General features: G+C 59.9%; 20 protein-coding genes. 5 read left to right on the top strand and 15 right to left on the bottom strand.

All coding sequences use genetic code 11. The features are described from left to right. Positions 1-80 precede the first annotated feature (80 nt). From AC5FXY_RS05580 to AC5FXY_RS05550, 7 genes are all read right to left on the bottom strand, one after another. Positions 81-1136, bottom strand: a complete 1056-nt coding sequence (locus AC5FXY_RS05580; protein ID WP_493555655.1) for an alkane 1-monooxygenase — start codon at positions 1134-1136, stop codon at positions 81-83. Positions 1137-1218: 82 nt separating this feature from the next. Further along, positions 1219-2424: a tetratricopeptide repeat protein gene (locus AC5FXY_RS05575; RefSeq protein WP_493555654.1), complete on the bottom strand. Its 1206-nt coding sequence runs from the start codon at positions 2422-2424 to the stop codon at positions 1219-1221. 38 nt (positions 2425-2462) lie between these two features. Then, positions 2463-2795: a hypothetical protein gene (locus tag AC5FXY_RS05570; RefSeq protein WP_493555653.1), complete on the bottom strand. Its 333-nt coding sequence runs from the start codon at positions 2793-2795 to the stop codon at positions 2463-2465. After that, the gene (locus AC5FXY_RS05565; RefSeq protein WP_493555652.1) at positions 2795-3736 is read right to left on the bottom strand and encodes a tetratricopeptide repeat protein; all 942 of its coding nucleotides are present in this window, start codon (positions 3734-3736) and stop codon (positions 2795-2797) included. The genes AC5FXY_RS05570 and AC5FXY_RS05565 overlap by 1 nt, the downstream gene beginning before the upstream one ends. A 56-nt stretch (positions 3737-3792) precedes the next feature. Then, positions 3793-4863 carry a tetratricopeptide repeat protein gene (locus AC5FXY_RS05560; protein ID WP_493555651.1) on the bottom strand — a complete coding sequence of 357 codons (1071 nt, stop codon included), beginning with the start codon at positions 4861-4863 and terminating at the stop codon, positions 3793-3795. Between the two features lie 68 nt (positions 4864-4931). Further along, positions 4932-6233, bottom strand: coding sequence for a tetratricopeptide repeat protein (locus AC5FXY_RS05555; protein WP_493555650.1), 1302 nt, complete (start codon positions 6231-6233; stop codon positions 4932-4934). A 3-nt stretch (positions 6234-6236) separates the two neighbouring features. Next, positions 6237-7613, bottom strand: coding sequence for an ATP-binding protein (locus AC5FXY_RS05550; RefSeq protein WP_493555649.1), 1377 nt, complete (start codon positions 7611-7613; stop codon positions 6237-6239). Positions 7614-7872: 259 nt separating this feature from the next. Here AC5FXY_RS05550 and AC5FXY_RS05545 point away from each other — a divergent pair, with 259 nt between their 5' ends. Further along, positions 7873-9252, top strand: a complete 1380-nt coding sequence (locus AC5FXY_RS05545; RefSeq protein WP_493555648.1) for an ammonium transporter — start codon at positions 7873-7875, stop codon at positions 9250-9252. A gap of 140 nt (positions 9253-9392) precedes the next feature. Here the strand turns inward: AC5FXY_RS05545 and AC5FXY_RS05540 are convergent, their stop codons facing one another. The 6 genes from AC5FXY_RS05540 to AC5FXY_RS05515 form a co-directional block, all read right to left on the bottom strand. Next, the gene (locus tag AC5FXY_RS05540) at positions 9393-9662 is read right to left on the bottom strand and encodes a DUF167 domain-containing protein (RefSeq protein ID WP_493555647.1); all 270 of its coding nucleotides are present in this window, start codon (positions 9660-9662) and stop codon (positions 9393-9395) included. Between the two features lie 7 nt (positions 9663-9669). Beyond that, positions 9670-9870, bottom strand: a complete 201-nt coding sequence (locus AC5FXY_RS05535; RefSeq protein WP_493555646.1) for a hypothetical protein — start codon at positions 9868-9870, stop codon at positions 9670-9672. Between the two features lie 128 nt (positions 9871-9998). Continuing rightward, complete coding sequence (locus tag AC5FXY_RS05530) at positions 9999-10736, bottom strand: endonuclease III domain-containing protein (RefSeq protein WP_493555645.1); 738 nt, start codon at positions 10734-10736, stop codon at positions 9999-10001. Positions 10737-10836: 100 nt separating this feature from the next. Further along, on the bottom strand, positions 10837-11733 hold the full coding sequence (locus AC5FXY_RS05525; protein WP_493555644.1) for a hypothetical protein: 897 nt from the start codon (positions 11731-11733) through the stop codon (positions 10837-10839). Positions 11734-12079: 346 nt separating this feature from the next. Next, positions 12080-12490, bottom strand: a complete 411-nt coding sequence (locus AC5FXY_RS05520) for a response regulator (RefSeq protein WP_493555643.1) — start codon at positions 12488-12490, stop codon at positions 12080-12082. Positions 12491-12567: 77 nt separating this feature from the next. Continuing rightward, complete coding sequence (locus AC5FXY_RS05515; protein WP_493555642.1) at positions 12568-14091, bottom strand: sensor histidine kinase; 1524 nt, start codon at positions 14089-14091, stop codon at positions 12568-12570. A 113-nt stretch (positions 14092-14204) separates the two neighbouring features. Between AC5FXY_RS05515 and AC5FXY_RS05510 the strand changes: the two genes are divergently transcribed. Then, complete coding sequence (locus AC5FXY_RS05510) at positions 14205-15011, top strand: TrmH family RNA methyltransferase (RefSeq protein ID WP_493555641.1); 807 nt, start codon at positions 14205-14207, stop codon at positions 15009-15011. A gap of 265 nt (positions 15012-15276) precedes the next feature. Here AC5FXY_RS05510 and nagA read toward each other — a convergent pair whose 3' ends face one another. Continuing rightward, complete coding sequence (nagA, locus tag AC5FXY_RS05505) at positions 15277-16404, bottom strand: N-acetylglucosamine-6-phosphate deacetylase (RefSeq protein ID WP_493555640.1); 1128 nt, start codon at positions 16402-16404, stop codon at positions 15277-15279. 83 nt (positions 16405-16487) lie between these two features. Here nagA and AC5FXY_RS05500 point away from each other — a divergent pair, with 83 nt between their 5' ends. Beyond that, positions 16488-16760 (top strand): acylphosphatase, encoded by a 273-nt coding sequence (locus tag AC5FXY_RS05500; RefSeq protein WP_493555639.1) that lies wholly within the window; start codon positions 16488-16490, stop codon positions 16758-16760. Between the two features lie 275 nt (positions 16761-17035). Beyond that, positions 17036-18718 carry a T9SS type A sorting domain-containing protein gene (locus AC5FXY_RS05495; RefSeq protein WP_493555638.1) on the top strand — a complete coding sequence of 561 codons (1683 nt, stop codon included), beginning with the start codon at positions 17036-17038 and terminating at the stop codon, positions 18716-18718. Positions 18719-18925: 207 nt separating this feature from the next. On the opposite strand, the gene typA is transcribed toward AC5FXY_RS05495, so the two are convergent. Beyond that, positions 18926-20734, bottom strand: coding sequence for a translational GTPase TypA (typA, locus tag AC5FXY_RS05490; RefSeq protein ID WP_493555637.1), 1809 nt, complete (start codon positions 20732-20734; stop codon positions 18926-18928). A gap of 184 nt (positions 20735-20918) precedes the next feature. Between typA and msrB the strand changes: the two genes are divergently transcribed. Next, positions 20919-21458, top strand: coding sequence for a peptide-methionine (R)-S-oxide reductase MsrB (gene msrB / locus AC5FXY_RS05485; RefSeq protein ID WP_493555636.1), 540 nt, complete (start codon positions 20919-20921; stop codon positions 21456-21458). Positions 21459-21657: the final 199 nt, after the last annotated feature.

Below are 21657 nucleotides of genomic sequence, written 5' to 3'. Positions count from 1 at the left end.
ACCTATGCCCCGTCGGGTGTGAAGGTCAGCTTAGCTGGTCGTGCAACTCGGCTGAGACGACTGTCTTGTAGATGCCTGCTTCAGCCAGTGCGTAGCTGCTGCACGCGCTGGTCCATAAGCTGGTGCCAGAGCGGGGGCACGAGGGCCAGTAGCAACATGGCCGGATAGCCGGCTGGCATTTGGGGGCTTTCGGGTTGGAAGCGCAGTGCCTGATAGGGGCGGGAGGCGAGGTAGTGGTGGTCGGAGTGGCGGGTGAGTTCGTAGAGCAGGATGCGCCCTAACGGCCGCTCGGCGTTCCAGGAATGGTGCGGCTGCACCCGCTCGTACACGCCGGGGCGCACTTCGCGGCGCAGCAGGCCGTAGTGCTCCACGTAATTCACCGTCTCCAGTAGCGCGCCACCCAGAAAGGCTGCTGCTACGAAAGCCGCTGCTGCCCGCCCACCCAGCAGCAGGCCCACGGCCAGCACCGCCGCGGCCTGCAGTAGCTGGAAGCGCAGCATTTGATTGTGCCACGGGTGCCAGATTGAAAGCCCTTGTTTGCGCAGCCGCTCAGCCTCTAGGTGCCACGCCGAGCGCCAGCCGCCGACCATGGAGCGCAGCATAAAGGAGTACAGGCTTTCGCCGTAGCGGGCAGTGGCCGGGTCGTGCGGCGTGGCCACGTGGCGGTGGTGGCCCCGGTTGTGCTCCACGAAGAAATGCAGGTACAGGCTGGTTAGCAGCAAGGCCTGCGCCAGCCCTTGCTCCATGCGGCTAGCACGGTGACCCAGCTCGTGTGCTACGTTGATGCCCAGCACTCCGCAGCAGATGCCCTGGCTGACAATCAGCCCCAGGGTTTCTGCCGTGGTCAGGGGTTGGCTGTCGATGGTGAACAGGAACCAGCTGAGGAGGCCGTATTGCAGCGGCACGTTCAGGTACAGCAGCCCGTCGAACAGCCAATCGTACGCTAGCTGGCTGCTGGCCGGCTCGTGTGGCGCTGGCTGGGGCTTGGGTAAGATCAGTTCTTCCAGCGCGGGTATCAGCCCAAACACAAGGAGCGTCGTCAGCCATACCCAGGGGCCGCGCCAGCCTAAACCCAGGGCAGCGCATACGGGCACTGAATACGCCAGCAGGTAGCGGAGGTCGCGCAGGGGAATCATGGGCGGTATCTTAAAATAGTGTTTAAAAGATACTCAACTCGGAGCTGCTGCGCAACCACCCGGCAAACTCAGTGCGGCTTGGCTACGATTGCAGCGCAAACACCCACACATAAATGAGGGAGCCGAAGAGAAACAGCATGAAAAAAGTGTGGTGCCAGCCACTGCCCGCTACCTGCAACGCTACGGCTATGAGGCCTAGCCCCGCAAGCGCCAGGCCAACCACCTGAGACCGGCGCCGCAAGTGCGGCAGCACTTGCCGGTACGTGCCCACCAGCGGAAACAACAGCCCAAGCAGCACCACGCCCAGTAGCTCCAATGCAGGTTCATTAGGCACCAGCCAGTGATGCAGGGCCAGCGCGCCCACGCCGGTTAGCAGCAGGGCCGAGAAAGCGTTAGAATGCTGCGTATCGGCGGCACTCAGGGCCATGCGTCCGTCGCGGCTGAGGCGCAGCAGCGTGTTGAATACCGGCTCAGCAAACCAGCTCATTCCTACAAATGCCAAGTACACCGGGAGCAGCGCCGGTACAAACCGCGAAAGCAGGAACATGCCGAAAAACAGGCCCATGCGGACCCCGTTGCTCAGCGTTTGGGTCCAGATTACAAACCGGTAGAAGCCGTTGTAGAGCCAAAAGCGAGCTTTCAGCGACGCGACCAAGCCTTCGCGGGCGTAGTCGGAAGTGGGGTTCAGGCGCAGGGCTTCGCGGAAGTGCTGGGCGGCCTGTTTAGCGTGGCCGCGCTCCAGGGCCACCCAGCCCAGGTCGGCGTGGGTGCCGGTATCGGTGGGGCCGTAGCGCAAGGCCTCGTCGAAGTCAGCCGCGGCCTCGTCACGGCGGCCGAGGCTGGCGAGGCAGCGCGCCCGCAGGCTCAGGCAGTCCACGTGGGTAGGGTCGCAGGTCAGGCCGGTTTCGGCGGCGTGCAATGCTGCTTGCAGCTGATGCCGTTGGAAGCGCAGCTGGCCCAGCACGTGGTAATAGTCGGCATCGTCGGGGTCGAGGCTGAGCGCTTGCTCAATGGCCCTTAGGGCTTGATCGTGCTCGTGCTGCTGCAGATAAGCCAAGCTGAGCACGTAGAACGCAAAATCATACTGCGGCTCCAGGTGGACGGCGGTTTGGGCAGCTTCCTGCGCCTCGGCCGGGCGCTGCTGCTCCAGCAGCGCCAGTGCCAGCAGGCCGTGGGTATAGGCATGGTACGGGTCGTCGTGCAGCAGGCGGCGGGCTTCCTGTTCAGCCAAATCAGGCCGCTTTTGCTGAAGCAGGATAGACACGCGCTGGGTAGAGGTGGCGGGCATAATAGGAGGGCAGTAACAAGCGTTTGGGCGAGAAAAAGTTAGTCAAGCCAGTCGTCGGCGCAGGAAATTAGCACTAGGTAGAGCAGGAGCAGAAAGCCAAAGACAACTTTCCAGGTGGATGAGTGGCTAATGGCTGCACAATAAGTAGCGTACGTGCCCAGACCGGTTAGCCCGAAGGTACCCCACCGCGCCGCCCGCCGGGCCCCACCGGGCGGCAGCACCCGCAAGCTGCCAAGAGGAACTACGAGGCCCAGCAGCATCAACGGCAGCGCCGTGAAGCCGTTGGTGGGTAGCCCCAGCGCGCCCGTCAGAACCAAAGCTGCGATGCTGACGCCGAGCAGAAGGTTGCTAAAGACAAGTTCAACCGGCATTAGCAACAGGCGGGCCCGTGGGTCGAGGCGCACAGCAAGGTGAGCAGCCAGAGGCGCGCCAGGGGAAACAGCAAGCCGGTGCCAATCAGAATAGCTACCGCCGCTCCTATGCTCTCTAGAGCGTCGTAATCGGAAGAAAGGTAAACCAGCCAGCCCGTGGTGGCCCAAAGGCAGTAGACCATTAGGCTGCTCAGTATGCGCCACAAACCGCGCCTATGCGCGAGCGGAACCAGGTGTCGCGCAATACGCTGGCCTAGCCAAGTGGCGGCTTGGTACAGCCAAAAACGGCCTAAATGAGCTTTGCGAAGTCCTTCCTGGGCTAGGGATGAATTCGGATCAAGCCGTAATGTTTCCTCCAGGTGGTGGCGAGCCAGCCGATAGTTTCCGGCTTCAAGGTAGTTCAGGCCCAGATTGATATGAGTCAGTTCGCTGTTGGGGGCGGCACTGAGGGCCGCTTGCTCCGCCGCGGCCACCTCCTTTGCAGCATGGCCGGCCCAGCGCATAACCCGTAGGCGCAGGTTGCGGCAATCTGCATCGGTCGGGTTCAGGGCCAAGCCGGCCTCGGCGGCCGCCAGGGCAGCTTGCCAGCGGGCTTCGGCGAAATAAGTCCAGCCCAGGGCAGAGTGATAGGCCGGCTCAAATGGAATGAGCGCCAGCGCCTCTTGCAAGGCCTCCCGCGCCGCTTGGGGCTGCTGCCGGGCCAGGAGGCTCATGCCCAAGCAGTAATGAGCCTGGGACTGTTGCGGATTCAGAGCCAAGGCCGCTAGGGCCAACGTTTCGGCTTCGGCGGGCCGTTGCTGCTGTAAAGCCAGCGCCAGCAGCGTATGCATATCCGCATTGTCGGGGTCGGCCTGCAACAGGCGCCGGGCTTCCCGCTCGGCCAGGTCGGGGCGCTGTTGTGCCAACAGAATGGACACGCGCTCGGTGAAGGTGGCGGGCATAGACAGTTGAGGGAAGAAACCTAAAGTAACAGGCTGACTTGACAAGCTTCGACGGCTCAGGGGCGCAATTGCTGGCGTTCCTCATTAAGCGCGTAGAAAAGCGGGCTAAGCCCAGCTACCAGCCCGGGCCCAAGCCAGCTAAGTGACCACCCGAAGTGCAGGCACACCCAGACGGCCAGGCCAAGCAGGCCCAGTAAAACGGCCGAAAATGCCAGACCGAAGCCCCAAACACGCCGCCGCTCCCGTACCGCTGCCGCATCGAGTTGGCGCAGCCGGCGTACCGTGCCACTTAGCCGCCAGCGCAAGTAGTCGATGCCTAACCACGGCAGCAGTAATGGCGACAACAAGCCCAGCGGAATGCATTCGAGCAGCAGCAACCCAAAGGCCCAGACTTGACCCCGCTGCAAACGGCTGTTGAGTTGGTTGTAATGAGCATCGAAGGCGCGGTACAGGCGCAGACTGAGGTAGCGGTTTTGGTACGCCCGCGAAAGCTGCTGGCGGGCTACTTGGTCCGTCGGGTTCAGGCGCACGGCCTCTACCAAGTGCCGCTCGGCCTCGGTGGGCTGATGAAAATGCAGTGCAGCATGGCCCACGGCCAGCTGCGCACTGGCATTAGTTGGATCCAGGCTGAGCCAATGGCTAGCCGCTTTGCCGGCTTCATCGAAGCGTTGCAGTCGCCGTAGGCAGGCCACACGGTAGCGCAGCGCGCTGCGGTTGGCCGGATCAATGGCCAGGGCTGCGTCGGTAGCACTCAGTCCCGCGGCGTAATTGCCTTCATCGTGGTGCAAGTGCGCTTTCAGGGCCAGATTGATGGCCGAATGCGGGTTCAGCCGCAACGCCTCGGCCAAGCTGGTAGCTGCTTCGGCAAATCGGCCTTGGTGCAGCAGCGCCAAAGCGCGAGTGTAGTAAGCATGGGAGTACTCCGGCGATAGTCGCATAGCCTCCTCAGCGGCCCCAATGGCTTCATCGTAGCGCTGCTGCTGACACAGGGCTAGCCCCAGGAAGTTATGAAGCCGGGCATCTTGGGGCGCAACCTGTAAGCCTTGCCGCACGGCGCGCTCCACCATCTCGGGACGACCGGCCCTCAGCAAGGACACCAAGCGCGAAAGGTCAAGGGAGGTGGGCATAGTCAGCATAGATGCTAATGATCTGCTGAAGTTGGGCGGTAGGAAAGACAGGGAAAGGTTGCCCGGTTTTATGGAGCAGCTGGGTCGTTCCGGTGATAATCATAAAAGGGCAGGAAAGCCCATATCGAGGCCGAAAAGTATAATAACCAGGCTTTGGAATGCCCCGGGGAAAATTGAAGTCGGGCTAGAGCAATAAGGCTGACGACAGCAATGAGGGCTATTACTATTAATGACCTGAATTTGTAAGAGGGCTTTATCTGCCGATGCCCAAGCCACAGTATCCCGGACCCAACGCCGATTAAAGGCAGGGCGGCAACAACCGTTGGGGGAATAGTGAAAACACCTGCCGTAAGACCAGCGGCTGCCAAACCGCCGACAAATAGATCTGAATTACGGACGTGAGTGGCGGTAAGCAGGTGCCTTATTCTAGGATCGAAGCGCGCCACGATGGTGGTAAGCATCTGAACCAGCCAAAACAGCAGTGGTACCGCCACGCCACCCACCAGTAATGGCGCTATGCCAGCGTCAGCTATACCGAAAGCATTCAGAATTAATTGAAAAAGAATAGCAGCAACCGGCAAAAGGATGGTAAGGCCGATAACTGCCACCAATACCCTCGCTTCCTCAGGGCCTAGTCCTTTCGACAATGATTGCAAAGGCCAGCGAAGCAACCTTGCCGCGGCCCAAGCAGCTCGATACCACACAAAACGGCTGAGCTTAGCACGGAGCAAATCCTTCCGAATGGCTTCCGATGTAGGTTCTAACCGCAGGGCTTCGGCTAGATGAACGGTAGCCCGGGCGTAGTCGGCCTGCTCAAACAGGAGCACCCCGGCTTGGTGATGTGCGTCGGCACTGGCCGGAGCTGCGCAAAGCATACGCAGCAGCGCCTGCTGGCCCAGCGTCTTCGGCTCTAAGCGCATCAGCACTGAGGCTTGCAGCGCCATACAAGCCGCATCGTTCGGCTGCCTTGCCAATCCTTCGGATGCGCATACCAAAGCTCGTTCCCACTCTTGCCGCATGGCATAAGCCCAACCCAAGGCCGTGAAGTACGATGATTGTGAAGGGTTTAGAACCAGGGCCTCTTCAAGGTATGCCTGCGCCGCATGTAGTTGATTACGATCGAGCTGAATGATGCCGAGCAAGTAGTGCGCATGAGCCGCCTGAGGATTAAGGGCAACGGCCCGCAGTGCCGCTTGCTCAGCGCGCTTGCTAAGCTGCTGACGGAGCAGGCAGGTAGCTAAAGCTGTATGTAAAGCTGAATTTTCCGGCTCACTAGCCAGTAACAGTTCAACTTCCTCGGTTGCTTGGGAAGCGCGGTTCCTCTCCAGCAAAAAGTACACGCGCTCCAGGGAAAGCAAGGTCAGCGGCATGGCCTAGGGCTTTCGGATACCCATATAGGTCAGGATATCATCATACGTGCCGCCTTCATTGGAATACAGCGCGTAGTTCTTGGCCGTTGCAAACCATTCCTTGGTGCTCGGTCGCACCTGCTTGGCGGCGGCCGTGAGGTCGGACTGCTGCACGGGCAGTGGGCGGCCCTGGCGCATGGATTCACGCAGGCGCGTTTCCACGGCGGTGTCCACCACGGCTTTCAGATCGGCGCCCGAGAAGCCGGTGGTCTGGGCCGCTACGGCCGAGAGGTTCAGGTTGTCCATTACGGGCTTGCCTTGCAGCATCACCTGCAGAATGGCCAGGCGGGCCGGCTCATCGGGCGGAGTTACCAGCACGATGCGGTCGAAGCGGCCGGGGCGGCGGAAGGCCGGGTCGAGGTGCCAAGGGGCGTTGGTAGCGGCCAGAATGAGCACGCCGTCGTTGGAGCTGCGGGCGCCGTCTAGCTCTTCCAAAAACTGATTGATGAGCGTACGGCCAGCGCTCTGGCGTAGGTCGTGGCGGTTGGCAGCCAAAGCATCCACTTCGTCGAAAAACAGCACGCAGGGCGCCTGCAACCGGGCCAGCTCAAATAACTCGTGCAGCTTCTTTTCGCTCTGGCCCATCCACATGTCCAGAATGTCGCTGATGCCCACGTGGATAAAGGAGGCCTGCACCTCGCCGGCCGTGGCGCGGGCTAAGTGCGTCTTGCCGCAGCCGGGTGGGCCATAAAGCAGCAAGCCGCCGCCGGCGGCTTTACCATAGGCTTTGTACAGGTCGGCGTACTGCAGCGGGTGAATAATTTTGAGGCGGATTTCCTCTTTCACTGCTTCCATACCCCCAACTTCGGCAAAAGTGATTTTAGGCTTTTCGAGGCCCGCAAACAGGGCACGCTCATCAAAGCCAGCTGGCGTCACCTGCCCCAAAACCTCCAGCGGCTCACCGCCCCCAGCTGCCACGCCGGCCGGACGCAGGCCCAATTGTGTGTCCAACTCGGTGTCGCGCAGGGAAGGGTCCAGCGCCAGGGCTTGCGCATAGGCCTCGCGGCCTTCGGCGACATTGCTGCTGACGCGGGTGAGCAGGCGCGCGTGCAGCAGGTGAGCAGCGGCCAGCTCAGGTGCATTGCTCAGCAACTCTTCTATCACCACCAATGCCGCCGAGTTTTTGCCCAGCGCCGCGTAGGTTTCGGCTAGGCCCAGCTGCAGCTCCGCATCGTCGGGAGCGAGGCGCAGGCCGGTGCGGTAATGCTCTTCAGCTTCGGTCAGGCGGTTGGCCTGACGGAGCACCGCCGCCACGTGCCGGCGTAGCGGCAAGTTGTCGGGCGAAAAGGACAAGGCATCAAGCAGGGGCTGCAGATCGGGCCGATTGATCGGGGCAGACATGGCACTAAGCATTAGTGTAGTCCGCAAATTACTCGTTTTCGGGGCAGCCTCGGCAGGGGCAAGGCAGCATTTCGATCGTTTTACAATCGGAAGCGAGAAAATTGTAGTTGTTGAGAATGGCCTATGATTTGGAAGGGGTATACAGTTTAAAGATTATAATAAATGGAGTTATAGGGGTAAATTCTATGGGGTATAGATGGGAATGAAGATATAATTTTAAATTAGCCCCTGAAAAACATAGGCAAGACTATTCGGTAATATGCTCACATCTTCCCCCCGACTATCCGTAGCCCGAGTGGCACTGGGTGGTTTGCTGCTCAGCGTACTGGTGGCGGCATTCACCCCGGCCGAGCACCCAGCGGCAGCGCCCGGTAGTCTTAATGCAGCTGACATAGCGTGGATGCTCACAGCCACCGCTATGGTACTCATCATGACGCCGGGCCTGTCGTTTTTTTACGGCGGGATGGTGCGGCCCAAAAACGTCATCAGCACCATGCTGCAAAGCTTCGTGGCGCTGGGCGTCATCTCCCTGGTGTTCTATTTCGTGGGCTTTTCGCTGGCATATGGCGAGTCGTGGCACGGCATCATCGGCTCGCCGCTCACGTTTGCGCTGCTGCGCGGCGTGGGCACGGCCCCGCATCCGGAGTTGTCGCCTACCATTCCGTTCATTCTATACTTCGCGTTCCAGCTGAAGTTTGCCATCATCACACCCGCCCTGATTACCGGGTCTTTTGCTGAGCGCGTGCGCTTCAAGGGCTACCTGGCCTTCATGGTGCTGTTTTGCTTGTTTATCTACTGCCCGCTGGCCCATTGGACCTGGCACCCCGAAGGCTTCCTGCGCCGCTGGGGCGTGCTGGATTTCGCGGGCGGCACGGTGGTGCACATTTCGGCGGGTATTGCTGCTCTGGCCGGCGCTCTGGTGCTGGGGCCGCGCACGGCGCATCAGCGCAAAACGTCTTTCTCGACGCCGAATGTGCCTTATGTAATGCTCGGCACCGGCCTGCTGTGGTTTGGCTGGTTTGGCTTCAATGCCGGTTCGGCCCTCGGAGCCAATGAGCTAGCCGCTACGGCTTTCGTCAATACCAACCTCGCTTCAGCGGCGGCGCTGTTTGCGTGGCTGCTGGTGGAAGTGGTGCGCGGCGGTAAGCCCACGGCCGTAGGGGCCTGCATCGGGGCCGTGGTGGGTCTGGTGGCCATTACGCCTGCTGCTGGTTACGTCAGTTACGGCCAAAGCCTGCTGTTTGGGGTGGTAGCCGCGCTGATCAGCCACGCGGCCGTGCACTGGCAGAACTCGCGCACTTCCATCGACGATACCCTGGATGTATTTCCTTGCCACGGCTTGGGCGGTATCGTGGGCATGCTGCTCACGGGCATTTTTGCCGATAAAGTGGGGCTGATTCATGGTACGGCCACGGTATTTGGCTACCACGTACTGGGGCTGCTGATTGTGGTGGGCTACTCGTTCGGCGGGGCCTGGCTGCTGCTTAAGCTTACCGACCGTTTCTTTGCCCTGCGCGTGAAGCCCGCCGAGGAAGACCTCGGCCTCGATCTAAGCCAACACGAAGAGTCCACCTACCACGTCGACGAAGAATTCGAGCGCACCTACCGGCGCGAGCTGCTGCCGCTCGAGAAGGTGTAAAAGCTTTGTGCGTCCGCCAGCCGGTCCCGGAGACTGGCTGATCACCCGCGGCGCACTAAATGGGGGAGAGGCACGTGAGGAGAAAAGCCGCCAGCGGGGAAACTGGCGGCTTTTCGTTTTTATGCCAATGGGAAACAGGCTTATTCAGCCTGTCCGGTTAAGGCCTTGCGCAGCTCGGCATCGGTGAAGCCTGGTACGTCTACTTTCTTAAAAGGGGCCGTGTGTCCACTGATCAGCGACAGGCTGGTGCGGGGTACTTTTAGTGCCTCGGCCAGGTAACGTAGCAGGCAATCGTTGGCCTTGCCGTCTTGTGCTGGGGCATTCAGCCGGATGGTAACGGAGCCGTCGGCAGCTAGCTGAATGGCGTTTTGACGGGCGTTGGGTTTGGCTTTGAGGTGCAGCGTGGCCATGCCGGAGTTAGGCGGGGGCGTTGTAGGCGTCGTAGATGTTCCAAATCCACACAATCAGCGGCACAACAACCGTCCACCACAGCAGAAAGCCCACCACACCGCTCAGAATCCAGATGAAGATGGCTTTCAGGATTTGCCCTTTGATCAGCTGGCCCAAGCCAGGAATAAAGGCCGACAGAATCGCCGGCACACCGTACGTTGGTTTCATGGTTGGGGAAGGTGATTGGATGATGGATAATGGGTGACAAGTAACAAGTAATACGTGATATATAAAGCCATGGCATAGCCCAGGGCCACGTGCCGCCGGGTGGCATGCGTGCTCCAATTTCCCCCTATCTACGGCTTCGCGCCGCGCAGCTGCTGGCCCGTGGGGCAGACGTCGAGCATGACACAGCGGCCGCAGGCCGGGCTGCGAAAGTAGCAGCACTTCTGGCCGTGAAACATCAGCGCTTCGTGGTGGTCGTACACTTGCTGGGCATCCCAGCCGGGCGGGAGTAGTGCTTCCAGTAAGGCGTGAGAGGCCTCGGTGCCCACTTTCGGCCCGATTAGCCCCAGCCGCTGCGCCACGCGGTGGTGGTGGCTGTCGACGGGCATAGCGGGCAGGCGCAGCGTGCTGAACAGCAGGGTAGCCGCACTCGTTTTCGGTCCGACGCCCGGCAGGCTTTCCAACCACGCGCGCGCTGCGGGCACGGGTTGCTCGGCCAGAAATTCCAGCTCTAGCTTTCCTTGTAGGCGCTCCGTCAGCTCGCGCAGAATGGCCTGAATGCGCGGCGCTTTCTGCTCAGGCCAGGTGCACGGGCTAATCGCAGCTTCTACCTCGTCGGTGGGCGCATCCCGCACCTCTTCCCAAGTAGGAAAACGGGCCGTGAGCTGTTGGTACGCCCGGTGCGAATCCTGATTGCGCGTGCGGTGCGAGAGCACGGCGCTAATCAGCTCGCTCATGGGTGCTTTCACGCTGAAAAAGCGGAAGGGCGCCCCGTACTCGGCGCACAGCCGCTCGTGCGCCAGCAACGCCAAGGCCTGGCGGTGGGCGAAAGTGGCGTCGTCGGCGGAAGTCGGTTGGGTAGTGGGCACAGCTTGGGCAAACGTGCCAGCGGACCTTACGGTTGAGGCCGACAAAAAGAAAGCCGGCACCCGTGAGGGCGCCGGCTGACAAAAGAGGAATCGGGGGCGTTTAGCGGGCCGCCGCGCCGCCGTAGTTGTACAGCTGTACGGCCTGCTTTAACTTCTTGGTTTGGGAGCCGCTCACGAAGGTGGGCACCAGCAGCACCGGCACCGAGATGAACAGCAGCGGCGAAATGCGCTGGGCACTGCCGTTGAAGGTGCTTAGCAAGCCGGCCGCCAGCATACCGCCGCCCACTACGTAGCCGGCCGTGCTGATGCGCCGCAGCCGCGCCACGTCGCGTAGCATTTCGGCGCTGCCGGCGTTATCCGACAAGGCCACGCTTAGGTTGCGGAAATTCATGTCCTGAATCGGGCCACCGTCTTTGCTGAAGTACTCGGTCTTCACCGTGCGGTAGCCGCCGTAAGGGTAGCCGCCACCCCACGGACCGCCGAAACCACCGTAGCCGTAGCGTCCGAAGCCGTAAGGCGACATGCCCCACGGACCTCCAAAGGCGCCCGGCGCGTACTGCTGCGAGGTGATAGAATAGGTGCTGATGCGGCCCTGCTTTTCGCGGCGCAGGGTAGCCTCCCGGCGCGAGCCCGGCAAATTAGTGCGGATGTAGTGGCCGGTCTCGTCCTGGAAAAACTTAATCTGGTCGAGGTCGAAGCGCTGCTGGCCATTTACGAGCAGGTAGGAGCGGCCCACCACCGGCTGGCGCATTTCCACGTCATCGACGGCGTAAACGGCACCCGATTTCAGGCCGATGCGGTAACGGGACTCGCGCACTGGCGCTGCCGCCTGGGTGGGAGCTGGTTGAGCAGGCGCCGTTTGGGCCGGAGCCGGCGCTTGCGTGGAGTCGGGAACGGTAGGCGGCGTGCTCAGCTGGCGCGGTGCGTCCTGTGCTACGGCCGCTGCCGCAGAAGCGCTGGCGAGGCCAACGGTAAGCAACAACGAACGAAGGTTCATAACAGGTGGGGCGTGAACGATACGGGGAAGTATGCGTGAAGAAACGCTCAGAACGGCGGTCAGGTACACCTGCTACCCACCGTTTGGGCGAAAAGGTAAGGCACGGGACCCAATTGCCGCAAAAAACCGGCCAGTACCCGCACTATCTCAACGGAAAGGGCGGGGCAAGTTGTTCCGCAGGCGGCTCGCCTTTTCCCCTTAACGCAGGACCAGCGCCTAAGGTGCTGCTAGGAGCAGCCAGTAACAGGAATTATCGTCAGGGCATAAAAAAACATCCGCCAACGGGAAAGGCCCGTTGGCGGATGATAAAACGAAAGCAAGGGTAGCGGCGCAAGCCGAATGCCGCTTACTTGAGCAGGGTTTCGAGCAGGCTCATGCTGTCCACCAGGTCGCGGGTGCTTTCAAAGTCTAGTGGCTTGATGATGTAGCCCCGCACGCTGAGTTCCTGCGCCTGCAGGCGGTCGATATCCATTTCCGAGGTGGTGGTCACAAACACCGGAATGTAGGCCAGCTCGGAATGGGTTTTCAGTTCAGCCAAAAACTCATGCCCGTTCATTTTGGGCATGTTCAAATCGAGCAGGATTACCTCCGGTAACGGACGAATCGGTTCTACCCCATTGCGGCCCAGGAGCATGTCCAGCGCCTCCAGCCCGTTGAACGCAGTGTAGAGCTTGTGCGGAACATTGAACTTCTCAAATGATTTCTGCACGGTCATCGTGTCAAAGAAATCATCTTCTACCAACAAAACGGAGCGCATCAATATAAGAGTGGTGTAGGTGCAAAGGTAGGTAACTCAAGGCTTGCCCAAAGGCAAAACTCAACTGAATTGCCGTTTTACTCAACTAGGGTAGGAGTGTTTTCGGTTACCAGCTTCGGCCAGGTAAAGACAAAGGCTGCTCCCTGTCCCGCGGCCGAATCCACGTGAATGCTGCCACGCTGCTCGTCAATGATCTTTTTGACGATGCTCAGGCCAATACCGGTGCTTTCGGCCGTGTTACGGTCGCGCAAGGTCTGAAACATCAGGAAAATCTTTTCGTGGTATTCCGGCGCGATGCCGGGGCCGTTGTCTTGCACGCGGAACTCGTATTCCTTTTTCAGCTCGCGGTAGCTGATGATGATTTCGCCCTGTTCGCGGTGGTTGTATTTCACGGCATTGCTGAGCAGGTTGGTGAACACCTGCTGCAGGCTCAGGCGGTTGGTAGTCAGCGTAGGAAGCGCGTCGGTGATGTGCAGGGCGAAGGTGGGAGGCACCACCAGGTCGGCCACTTCCTGCACAAGGCGGTTGAGGTCTACTTCCTCCAGCTTCTGCAGCGTGCGGCCCACGCGGGCATAGGCCAGCAGCCCGTTGATGAGGTCCTCTAGGCGCGAGAGTCGGCCTTTCATCATCCCAAAGTACTCCCGCATCTTGTCCGACAGCTCGTGACCCATTTCCTCTTCGATCCATTTCACCACGGTGCTCACGCCGCGCAGCGGGGCCTTCAGGTCGTGCGAGGCCACGTAGGCAAACTGGTCCAGTTCGCGGTTGCGCTTCTCCAGGGCCGTAAAGGTGTCGTCCAGCGTCTGGGTCATGCGGTTCAGCGAGTTGGCCAAGTTGCCAAGGCTGTCGCGCTCCTTGTCTTTGATCTTGACCTTGTAATCGCCGCGCACCACCTGCTCGGCCAGGCGCTCAATAATGCCGATGCGCTGCGCCATGTTTTCGTACGTGCGCGCCAGCTCACTTTGGAGTCGTTCGTTAGCGGTAATCTCGATGCCAACTCGCCAAAAAAGCCAGAGCGCAATAAGCACGGCTACCGCCGCCGAGACCAGCAAAATCACGGGCGTGATGTTTTGATACGTGCTTTGCTCCGCGCTGCGTTCGGCCAATATTTCCATTTCTCGCGTCCGGCCGCGCCTGAGCAGGCGCTCAATGGCGCGCATGGTCTGGCGGTCAGTATCGAGCGTGGTCTGGATGGCAGATCGGGAAAGCGCGGCGCGGGGGCGCGTCAGGTCCGCAAACAGGCGCCTCTCGGCATTGATCATCGTTTCGAGCGTATCCCAGCGCAACTGCTGCTTGGGATTGTCGCGCGTCATCTGATCCAGCCTATCAAAATCCCCCTGCAAGTACAACACGGCTGATTGGTAAGCCTCTAGGTATACTGTATCAGTGGTGAGTAGATAGCCCCGCACGCCCGTACGCGCGTCCTTCAGGTGCAGCTCGAGGTCTTTCATCTGTTGAATAACCTGGTAAGAGTGCTCCACTGCTTCGGTGCGGGTGCGCAGCTGCCGGATGCTGAGGAAGGAAGCCAGCGCCGTGAGCAGCAGTACCGCCGCTGCCACGCCGAAGCCGATGTAGAGTTTGGTTTTGGTATGTAATGCCATTGCTGATGACCGTCTGCCGACGGGCTCACAAGATACGCAGCTTGGGCGGGTGAGCGGAAAAAGCGGTTGCGCTTCCTGCTCGGTGTATCTTCGCGCTTCTTACCCGTTTGGCCATGCCCGACCCGATCAGCAGTCCACAAAATCCCCGCATCAAAGCCTTGCTGCGCCTGCAGCAGAAATCCTCTGAGCGCCGCCAGCAGGGCCTTACCATAATCGAAGGCCTGCGGGAGCTCACCATTGCGCGGGCCGCGGGCGTGGAAGTGCCCACCGTGTACGTGTGCCCGGAGCTGCTGCCCGCTGCTCAGCAGCGCGAGCTGCGCCAGGCCCTGGCCGACGATGCGGAGTGGTTTGAGGTATCCAAAGCAGTTTTCGAAAAAGTAGCCTACCGCGAGGGCTCCGACGGCGTGCTGGCCCTGGCCCGTCCGCCGCAGCGCCGCCTGAGTGAGTTGGAGCTGCCCGTCAACCCCTTGCTGTTGGTGCTGGAAGCTGTGGAAAAGCCTGGTAACCTGGGCGCCGTGCTGCGTACTGCAGACGCGGCCCAGGCCGATGCCGTCATAGTTTGCGACCCGCGTACCGACCTGTACAACCCCAACGCCATCCGGGCCAGCATCGGCTGCGTGTTTACCGTGCCCGTGGTAGCTACCTCCCGCGAAGAACTGCTCGGCTGGTGCCGCCAGAACGGTATTAAGACTTACGCTGCCGCCCTCACGCCCGAGGCAAAGCCGTACACCGCTTTCGACTTCCGTGGCCCTACCGCGCTGCTGATGGGCACCGAAGCCGATGGTCTCACGCCCGAGCTCATCGCCGCCTGCGACCATACCATTATTATTCCCATGCGCGGCTACATCGATTCGCTTAATGTGAGCACGGCCACGGCGGTGCTCACCTTCGAGGCCGTGCGGCAGCGCGAAACTTCCTAGCCATTAGCCCTGCGGCTTGCTGCGCCAGAGCCGCCAGCCGGCAGCCAACAGCAAGAGCAGGCCCGTGGCCATGGTGCCCAGCACCGCCAAGGTACCGTCGTCAAAGCAACGATTTATAAGCATGCACTGCAACATCGTGCGGCCGTCGGGCCAGCGAATTTGTTGGCAAACTGCTTAGGTAAAATACGGTAAAACGACGCAGGCACGTGAGCAGGATCGGTTAGGCTTGGGCATGCTGTGCCGCTCAACGTGCGGGGCTGGTAAGCTACCTTGGTTTGGTCCAGCACAGTTTCCCGCCGCGTACCGTGCCATGCGTCTGCCAATTCTCATCAAACAGGCATAGAGAAGCCGCATAATTCGGCGCAATCAGCCCAAACTCACGGTCCAGTCCCAGCACCCGTGCCGGATACAGAGTAGCCATGCGCAGCGCCTCAGCCAGCGGCAGGCCCACGTGCTGCACGCAGTTTTGTACGGCCTGCAGCATGGTAAGAGCCGAGCCGGCAAGGATGCCTTGCCGGTCCACAAACCGGTCGCCGGCGCGGCGAAACTGGTAAGCGCCTTCGGGGCTTTCCTCCACGGCATCAGTAATGAGAAACAGCCGCTCACCCATAATTTTGTGGCTGATGCGCACCGCCGCAAAGTGGCAGTGGATACCATCGGCAATGATGCTGGCGTAAGCGGTACTGGAATCGTACACGGCGCCTACCACGCCCGGCTCGCGGCTATTCAGCGGGGACATAGCATTAAACAAATGCGTGGCCGCCGCAAACCCTGACTTAAAAGCCGAACTGGCCTGGGCGTAGGTAGCATTGGTATGCCCCGCCGACAGCACTACGCCTGTTTCCCTCAGCAATCCTACGGCCTCAGGTGTAGCCATTTCAGGCGCCATGGTGAGCATGCGCAGCTCGCCGGAGCGTATCCAATTGTGCAGCTCGTCGGTGGTGGGTTTGGTAATGAATTCAGCCTGATGGGCACCCTTCTTTTCGGGGTTGATGTAAGGTCCTTCAAGGTGGACGCCGAGCAAGCCGCTCACCGGCTGGTTTTGTCGAAAAGCCGCCGCCGCTTCCAGCGCACGTTGCATCATGGCGGGCGAGTTGGTGGGCATCGTGGGCAGGAAGTGCGTGGTGCCTTGCAGCCAGAATACCTCCTGCATGCGGGCCAGCACCTCCGGGGTAGGATGGGTGGAAAATAGGACACCGCCCCCGCCATATACCTGCAGGTCGATCAGGCCGGGGGCTACACTCAAGCCTTGCAGATGGTGCTGGGGCACATCGGCTGGCAGGTCCACCGTGGGCAGCACCGCTTCAATGCGGTGGCCGTCGATAAGGATGGCATGGTCGAGAAGTTCGGCCGTGCCAGTGAACAGTCGGCCATGGGTAAGAGCGTAGCGCATTGCTGATGCGGATAGAAGCAAGCTAAAACAGGCCCAAAGTTCAGGACTTACGTACGTTTCGGAAGCTGAATCCCTTTCTATTTATGGTTGAGCACCGCACTTATCGTATTCATGGCTGTGTACAAGGTGTTTTCTTTCGGCAGACCGCCAAGCAAGAAGCGCAGAAACTGGGGCTCAACGGCTACGCCCGCAACAATGAGGATGGCACGGTGACCATCGAAGCCGAAGGCTCCGCGGAAGCTTTGGAGCAGCTTGAGCAATGGTGCCGACAAGGGCCGCCGCTAGGCCGGGTAGATAGGGTAGAGACTGCTGCAGGCCCGGCAAAGGGCTACGTTAGCTTCGAGGTACGCCGCTAACTGAACCTGTTGATTTGGGCTAGGGGAGCAGGTTCAAGCACCGGTTTCGCAAGGATGGAGCTCGACTGCAGCATGCTCGAGCGTAGCCGCGGGTAGTTATTATTGTTAAATTATTAATAATAATTATTGATATGTTTTTATAGATTAGGCGCTCAATTAGATTTCTGTGTCCTGATACAAAGCCTAGGAGTAGCCCTGGCTTCGTGTAGCGCATTTCTAAAGCGCTCAATGACTGGCTGATGTGTGAATAATAGTTAACTTCTTTTCATCCGGAAATGAACGTACGCTTATTCCTTTTCCTGCTTGTAGCCGTATGTGCTGCACTGCCTGGCTTTGGCCAAAACTACACTTGGCGTTGGGCCGAGCAACAGCCCTTCACTGTCAAATCAGTGGCCACCGACGCGGCGGGTGATGCTTACGTAACCGGGCAGTTCACCGGCACCATCACCGTCGGCCGCACCTCCCTCACCAGCCGCAGCAACGGCACCGACGTGCTCATCGCCAAGTTCACGGAGCAGGGGCGGGTGGTCTGGGTTACCAGCATTGGGCCCGATCCGTCGGCCCTGCCGCAACGCTATCAGAGCTTTGCCGCCGCCCACGACATCAGCGTCAATCCCATCACGGGTGAGGCGTACGTGGCGGCCGGGTTTGTGGGTACCATCACCCAGAATACTGGGGGCGGACCCCTTACGAGCTATGGCGTAGCCAGCCAGAGTGAAGTAACCAACTTCCCAAGCATTCTGGTAATAAAATGCTCGGCACGTGGCCAAGTGGCATGGACCCAGCGGGTGGGAAGTGTATTACGCCCAACCATTGGCCATGGCATTGCTACGGACCTGCTCGGCAATTGCTACCTGACCGGCGAAGCCAATGATCTGATGAGGTTCGGCGACGGCTACTCTTTCTTCCCGGGCAGCCGACAAATGTTTGTGTTTTCGCTCAACAAAGGCGGTGCTACCCGTTGGGCAATGAGCGGCCCCACCCCGGTGGGGGCAAGGGGGCTTGATATTGGCGTCGATGCGCACTACGGGTGCTACGTGGTTGGAGAATTTCTCGGGCCTATGCGGTGGGGTAGTACTAGGCTTACTGGCGTTGGAATTGCTTTCAATGCTTTTGTGGCCAAGTTGGACCAACGTACCGGGGCACCCGGCTGGGCCAAACAGAACGGCGGCAGCGGGGATGTAAAAGCCCAATCCATTGCCGTGGATGCCCTCGGCAACAGCTATGTAGGTGGAGTAGCCACAAGCACCTCGGGCATCAACTTCGACTTCTCCTATATCCCCACGCCCAACTCGCCCGAAGGCTTCGTGGCTCGCTTTGAGGCCGACGGCACCACGCGCTGGCTGCGGGCGCTCGGGCGAGTAGACGGTAATCAAGGCGTGCAGGTGGCCAACCTGTCGCCGCTGCCGGTACTGCAGCAGGCACTGGTAGCCTTTACCGAGCCCCGGCGCTTTGGCTCCGCGCTCGTGTTGCGCAGCTACGAGTCCGACGGCACCTTCGCCTGGCAGACCTCGGTGGCCAGCGTAGGCACCACTGCGGGCCAGTCGGCGGGTCAGGCACTGGCCGTAGGCATGGGCCCGGGACCAATACCGATCTACCTGGCCGGCGAGTTCAACGGCGCTGTGCAGTTTGGCACCATCCCCCTGGCGGCTGCCAGCAGCACCAGCTTCCTAGCCGGCTTGACGTACCGCTTCCCCCGGCGCAGCTTCGACTGGAGCATGTTGCGGATGTATCCCAACCCCACGAGCGACCTACTAGTATTGGAACTGCCGGCTTCGGGCGGTGCGCAGGTGGCTTTGTATAACTCCTTCGGCCGGGCTGTGCGGGAACTGAACGTGCCACAGAGTAACGGCGACACCCGCCTGAACATCAACGTCCGCGGCCTGCCTGCCGGGCTGTACACCCTGCGGGTAACCAGCGAAGGAGAGTCAGATAGCCGACAGGTTCAGATTCGCTGACGGCTAGCGAAAGTTGTTTGCGCCGAGAGGTGTCATCCTGACGAAGGAAGGCCTACCGTGTCGGGGCAAGTGTGTGCTGCCGTGGTAAGGCTTCGGCAGGATGAGGACAACGGGCGTGAAGCCGTACATCCTTAAAACTTATAAAGCATCCCAACAAAAAAGGCGCGACCGAAGTCGCGCCTTTTTTGTTTCCAATTAATTGAGTGCTTAGTCGGCTTTCTTAGCAAAGCGCAGACGCTCGTTTTCGTCGAGCAGAATCTTGCGCATGCGGATCGACTTCGGCGTTACCTCCAGGTACTCATCCTTCTGGATGTATTCCATGGCGTCTTCCAGTGAGAACTGACGCTTCGGTACAATCTTGACGTTTTCATCCGAGCCCGAAGCACGCATGTTCGTCAGCTTCTTGCCTTTCTGGATGTTAATGGTCAAGTCGTTCGGGCGGGTGTGCTCACCGATAACCTGGCCAGCATACACCTCTTCACCTGGATCCACGAAGAATTCACCGCGGTCCTGCATCTTGTCGATGGTGTAAGCCGTGCCAGCACCGGTTTCCATCGAAATCAGCGAACCGCTGATACGACCGGGGATGGTGCCTTTGTAGGGCTCGTAGCTCTGGAAGCGGTGGTTCATGATGGCCTCACCAGCGGTGGCCGTCAGCACGTTGTTACGCAGGCCGATCAGGCCACGCGACGGAATATTAAACTCCAAGTGCTGCAGGTCGCCCTTCGGCTCCATGATGGTCAGCTCGCCCTTGCGCATCGTCACCAGCTCGATAACCTTGCCGGCAGTTTCTTCCGGTACGTCTACCACCAAGTGTTCGATGGGCTCCAGACGGTTGCCGTTGTCGTCCTCTTTGTAGAGTACCTGCGGCTGGCCTACCTGCAGTTCGTAGCCTTCGCGGCGCATCGTTTCGATGAGTACCGACAAGTGAAGGATACCGCGGCCATACACCAGGAAGGTGTCTTCGCGGTCGGTTTCCTGCACGCGCAGGGCCAGGTTCTTCTCGGTTTCCTTGTACAGACGGTCACGCAGGTGACGCGAGGTCACGAACTTGCCTTCCTTACCGAAGAACGGCGAGTTGTTGATCGTGAACAGCATGTTCATCGTCGGCTCGTCGATGCTGATGCGAGTCAGCGCCTCCGGGTTTTCGGCATCGGCGATGGTGTCACCGATGTCAAAGCCTTCGATGCCAGTCACAGCGCAGATTTCACCGGCCGAAACCGACGAGACCTTGGCTTTGCCCAGGCCTTCGAACACCTGCAGTTCTTTGATCTTTACTTTCTTGATGGAGCCGTCGGCCTTCATCAGGCTCATGTTCGAGCCTTCGGTGAGGGTACCGCGCTGTACACGTCCGATAGCAATCCGGCCCACGAAAGCCGAGTAGTCGAGCGAGGTAACCTGCATCTGCGGGGTGCCCTCGTAGAAGGGTGCCGGCGGGATGGATTCGATAACGGCGTCGAGCAGCGGGGTGATGTCCTCGGTCTTCTGTTTCCAGTCGCGCGACATCCAGCCCTGCTTTGAAGAACCGTACAGCGTTACGAAGTCCAGCTGGTCTTCGGTAGCGCCGAGGTTGAACATCAGGTCGAACACCTGCTCGTGCACCTCGTCGGGGCGGCAGTTTTCCTTGTCGACTTTGTTGACCACCACGATGGGCTTCAAGCCCAGGTCGATGGCCTTACCCAGTACGAAACGAGTCTGGGGCATGGCACCTTCAAAGGCGTCAACGAGCAGCAGTACGCCGTCGGCCATCTTCAGTACGCGCTCCACCTCGCCGCCGAAGTCGGCGTGACCAGGGGTGTCGATGATATTGATTTTAACGTCTTTGTAACGAACCGATACGTTTTTCGAAACGATGGTAATGCCACGTTCGCGCTCCAGGTCGTTGTTGTCCAGGATCAGGTCGTCGAAGTGCTGGTGTTCACCGAATAGCTTCGAGGCGTGGATGATCTTGTCCACGAGCGTTGTTTTGCCGTGGTCAACGTGGGCGATAATGGCGATGTTGCGGATGTTCTGCATGAGAGCTGTTTTGCGGGTGCAAAGGTAAGGAATGTTAGCCGCAAATGCTTGTTAACCTTATTGTTTCAAAGCAAACCGTACTGTGGCTTAGCTCCGTAGGTGTGCTGAACAATTGCTGGGGTATCAGCGTTCGGCTAGTAACCCGAAAATATTTGGCCCTTTTTTCTTTTTCAAACACCCGCAAATGCGCCTTACCGTTCTGCTCCTGAGCTTGCTTTCTTTGACCACGCTGCCGGCTTGTTCGCAGCAGCAATCCAACGCTGCTCCCGCCCAAACGGCTGCCGCAGCGCAGTATCCTGCAGCTCAGCCCCGCACCAATAAACCCGATGAATTTCCGGTGCGCAAAACCGAGGCCCAGTGGAAGCAGCAACTCACACCCGAGCAGTACACGGTGCTCCGTCAGCAAGGCACCGAGCGCCCGTTCGTGAACAAGTACGCCGACAATCACGCCAAAGGCACGTACTTCTGCGCGGCCTGCCGCAACGAGCTTTTTCACTCCGACAAAAAGTTTGAATCGGGCACCGGCTGGCCCAGCTTCTGGGCGCCGGCCACGGCCGCTTCGGTAAAAGTGCAGCGCGACACCAGCTACGGTATGAACCGTGACGAAATCGTGTGCGCCAAGTGCGGCGGCCACCTTGGCCACGTGTTCGACGACGGCCCCAAGCCCACCGGCCAGCGCTACTGCATGAACTCGGCCGCCATGACATTCGAGAAAGCCAAGTAATGGCTTCACCGGCAGTCGTTGCCAAGCGAGTAATTCTTCCTCACGCAGCAGCGCGCCACAACTAGCACCGCCCGCAATCCACCGTCAGTACGACGTGGTTTCGGGCGGTGCTGTTCTGATCTGTTATCGGTCACTACTGGTTCTATCATGAAGCCAACACAATTTTGCGGCTTCATTGGTTGTTCCGCCGCTTACCCGC

It is taken from the genome of Hymenobacter sp. FMD4 (genome assembly GCF_058932745.1).
Note: the sequence above shows the minus strand (reverse complement) of the source record. Positions and strands in the feature narration are given on the sequence as shown.

Bases quoted from the DNA above. Each gene is read 5' to 3' on its own strand.
- AC5FXY_RS05580 (WP_493555655.1), bottom strand. From the start codon at position 1,136: ATGATTCCCCTGCGCGACCTCCGCTACCTGCTGGCGTATTCAGTGCCC.
- AC5FXY_RS05575 (WP_493555654.1), bottom strand. From the start codon at position 2,424: ATGCCCGCCACCTCTACCCAGCGCGTGTCTATCCTGCTTCAGCAAAAG.
- AC5FXY_RS05570 (WP_493555653.1), bottom strand. From the start codon at position 2,795: ATGCCGGTTGAACTTGTCTTTAGCAACCTTCTGCTCGGCGTCAGCATC.
- AC5FXY_RS05565 (WP_493555652.1), bottom strand. From the start codon at position 3,736: ATGCCCGCCACCTTCACCGAGCGCGTGTCCATTCTGTTGGCACAACAG.
- AC5FXY_RS05560 (WP_493555651.1), bottom strand. From the start codon at position 4,863: ATGCCCACCTCCCTTGACCTTTCGCGCTTGGTGTCCTTGCTGAGGGCC.
- AC5FXY_RS05555 (WP_493555650.1), bottom strand. From the start codon at position 6,233: ATGCCGCTGACCTTGCTTTCCCTGGAGCGCGTGTACTTTTTGCTGGAG.
- AC5FXY_RS05550 (WP_493555649.1), bottom strand. From the start codon at position 7,613: ATGTCTGCCCCGATCAATCGGCCCGATCTGCAGCCCCTGCTTGATGCC.
- AC5FXY_RS05545 (WP_493555648.1), top strand. From the start codon at position 7,873: ATGCTCACATCTTCCCCCCGACTATCCGTAGCCCGAGTGGCACTGGGT.
- AC5FXY_RS05540 (WP_493555647.1), bottom strand. From the start codon at position 9,662: ATGGCCACGCTGCACCTCAAAGCCAAACCCAACGCCCGTCAAAACGCC.
- AC5FXY_RS05535 (WP_493555646.1), bottom strand. From the start codon at position 9,870: ATGAAACCAACGTACGGTGTGCCGGCGATTCTGTCGGCCTTTATTCCT.
- AC5FXY_RS05525 (WP_493555644.1), bottom strand. From the start codon at position 11,733: ATGAACCTTCGTTCGTTGTTGCTTACCGTTGGCCTCGCCAGCGCTTCT.
- AC5FXY_RS05520 (WP_493555643.1), bottom strand. From the start codon at position 12,490: ATGCGCTCCGTTTTGTTGGTAGAAGATGATTTCTTTGACACGATGACC.
- AC5FXY_RS05515 (WP_493555642.1), bottom strand. From the start codon at position 14,091: ATGGCATTACATACCAAAACCAAACTCTACATCGGCTTCGGCGTGGCA.
- AC5FXY_RS05510 (WP_493555641.1), top strand. From the start codon at position 14,205: ATGCCCGACCCGATCAGCAGTCCACAAAATCCCCGCATCAAAGCCTTG.
- nagA (WP_493555640.1), bottom strand. From the start codon at position 16,404: ATGCGCTACGCTCTTACCCATGGCCGACTGTTCACTGGCACGGCCGAA.
- AC5FXY_RS05500 (WP_493555639.1), top strand. From the start codon at position 16,488: ATGGTTGAGCACCGCACTTATCGTATTCATGGCTGTGTACAAGGTGTT.
- AC5FXY_RS05495 (WP_493555638.1), top strand. From the start codon at position 17,036: ATGAACGTACGCTTATTCCTTTTCCTGCTTGTAGCCGTATGTGCTGCA.
- typA (WP_493555637.1), bottom strand. From the start codon at position 20,734: ATGCAGAACATCCGCAACATCGCCATTATCGCCCACGTTGACCACGGC.
- msrB (WP_493555636.1), top strand. From the start codon at position 20,919: ATGCGCCTTACCGTTCTGCTCCTGAGCTTGCTTTCTTTGACCACGCTG.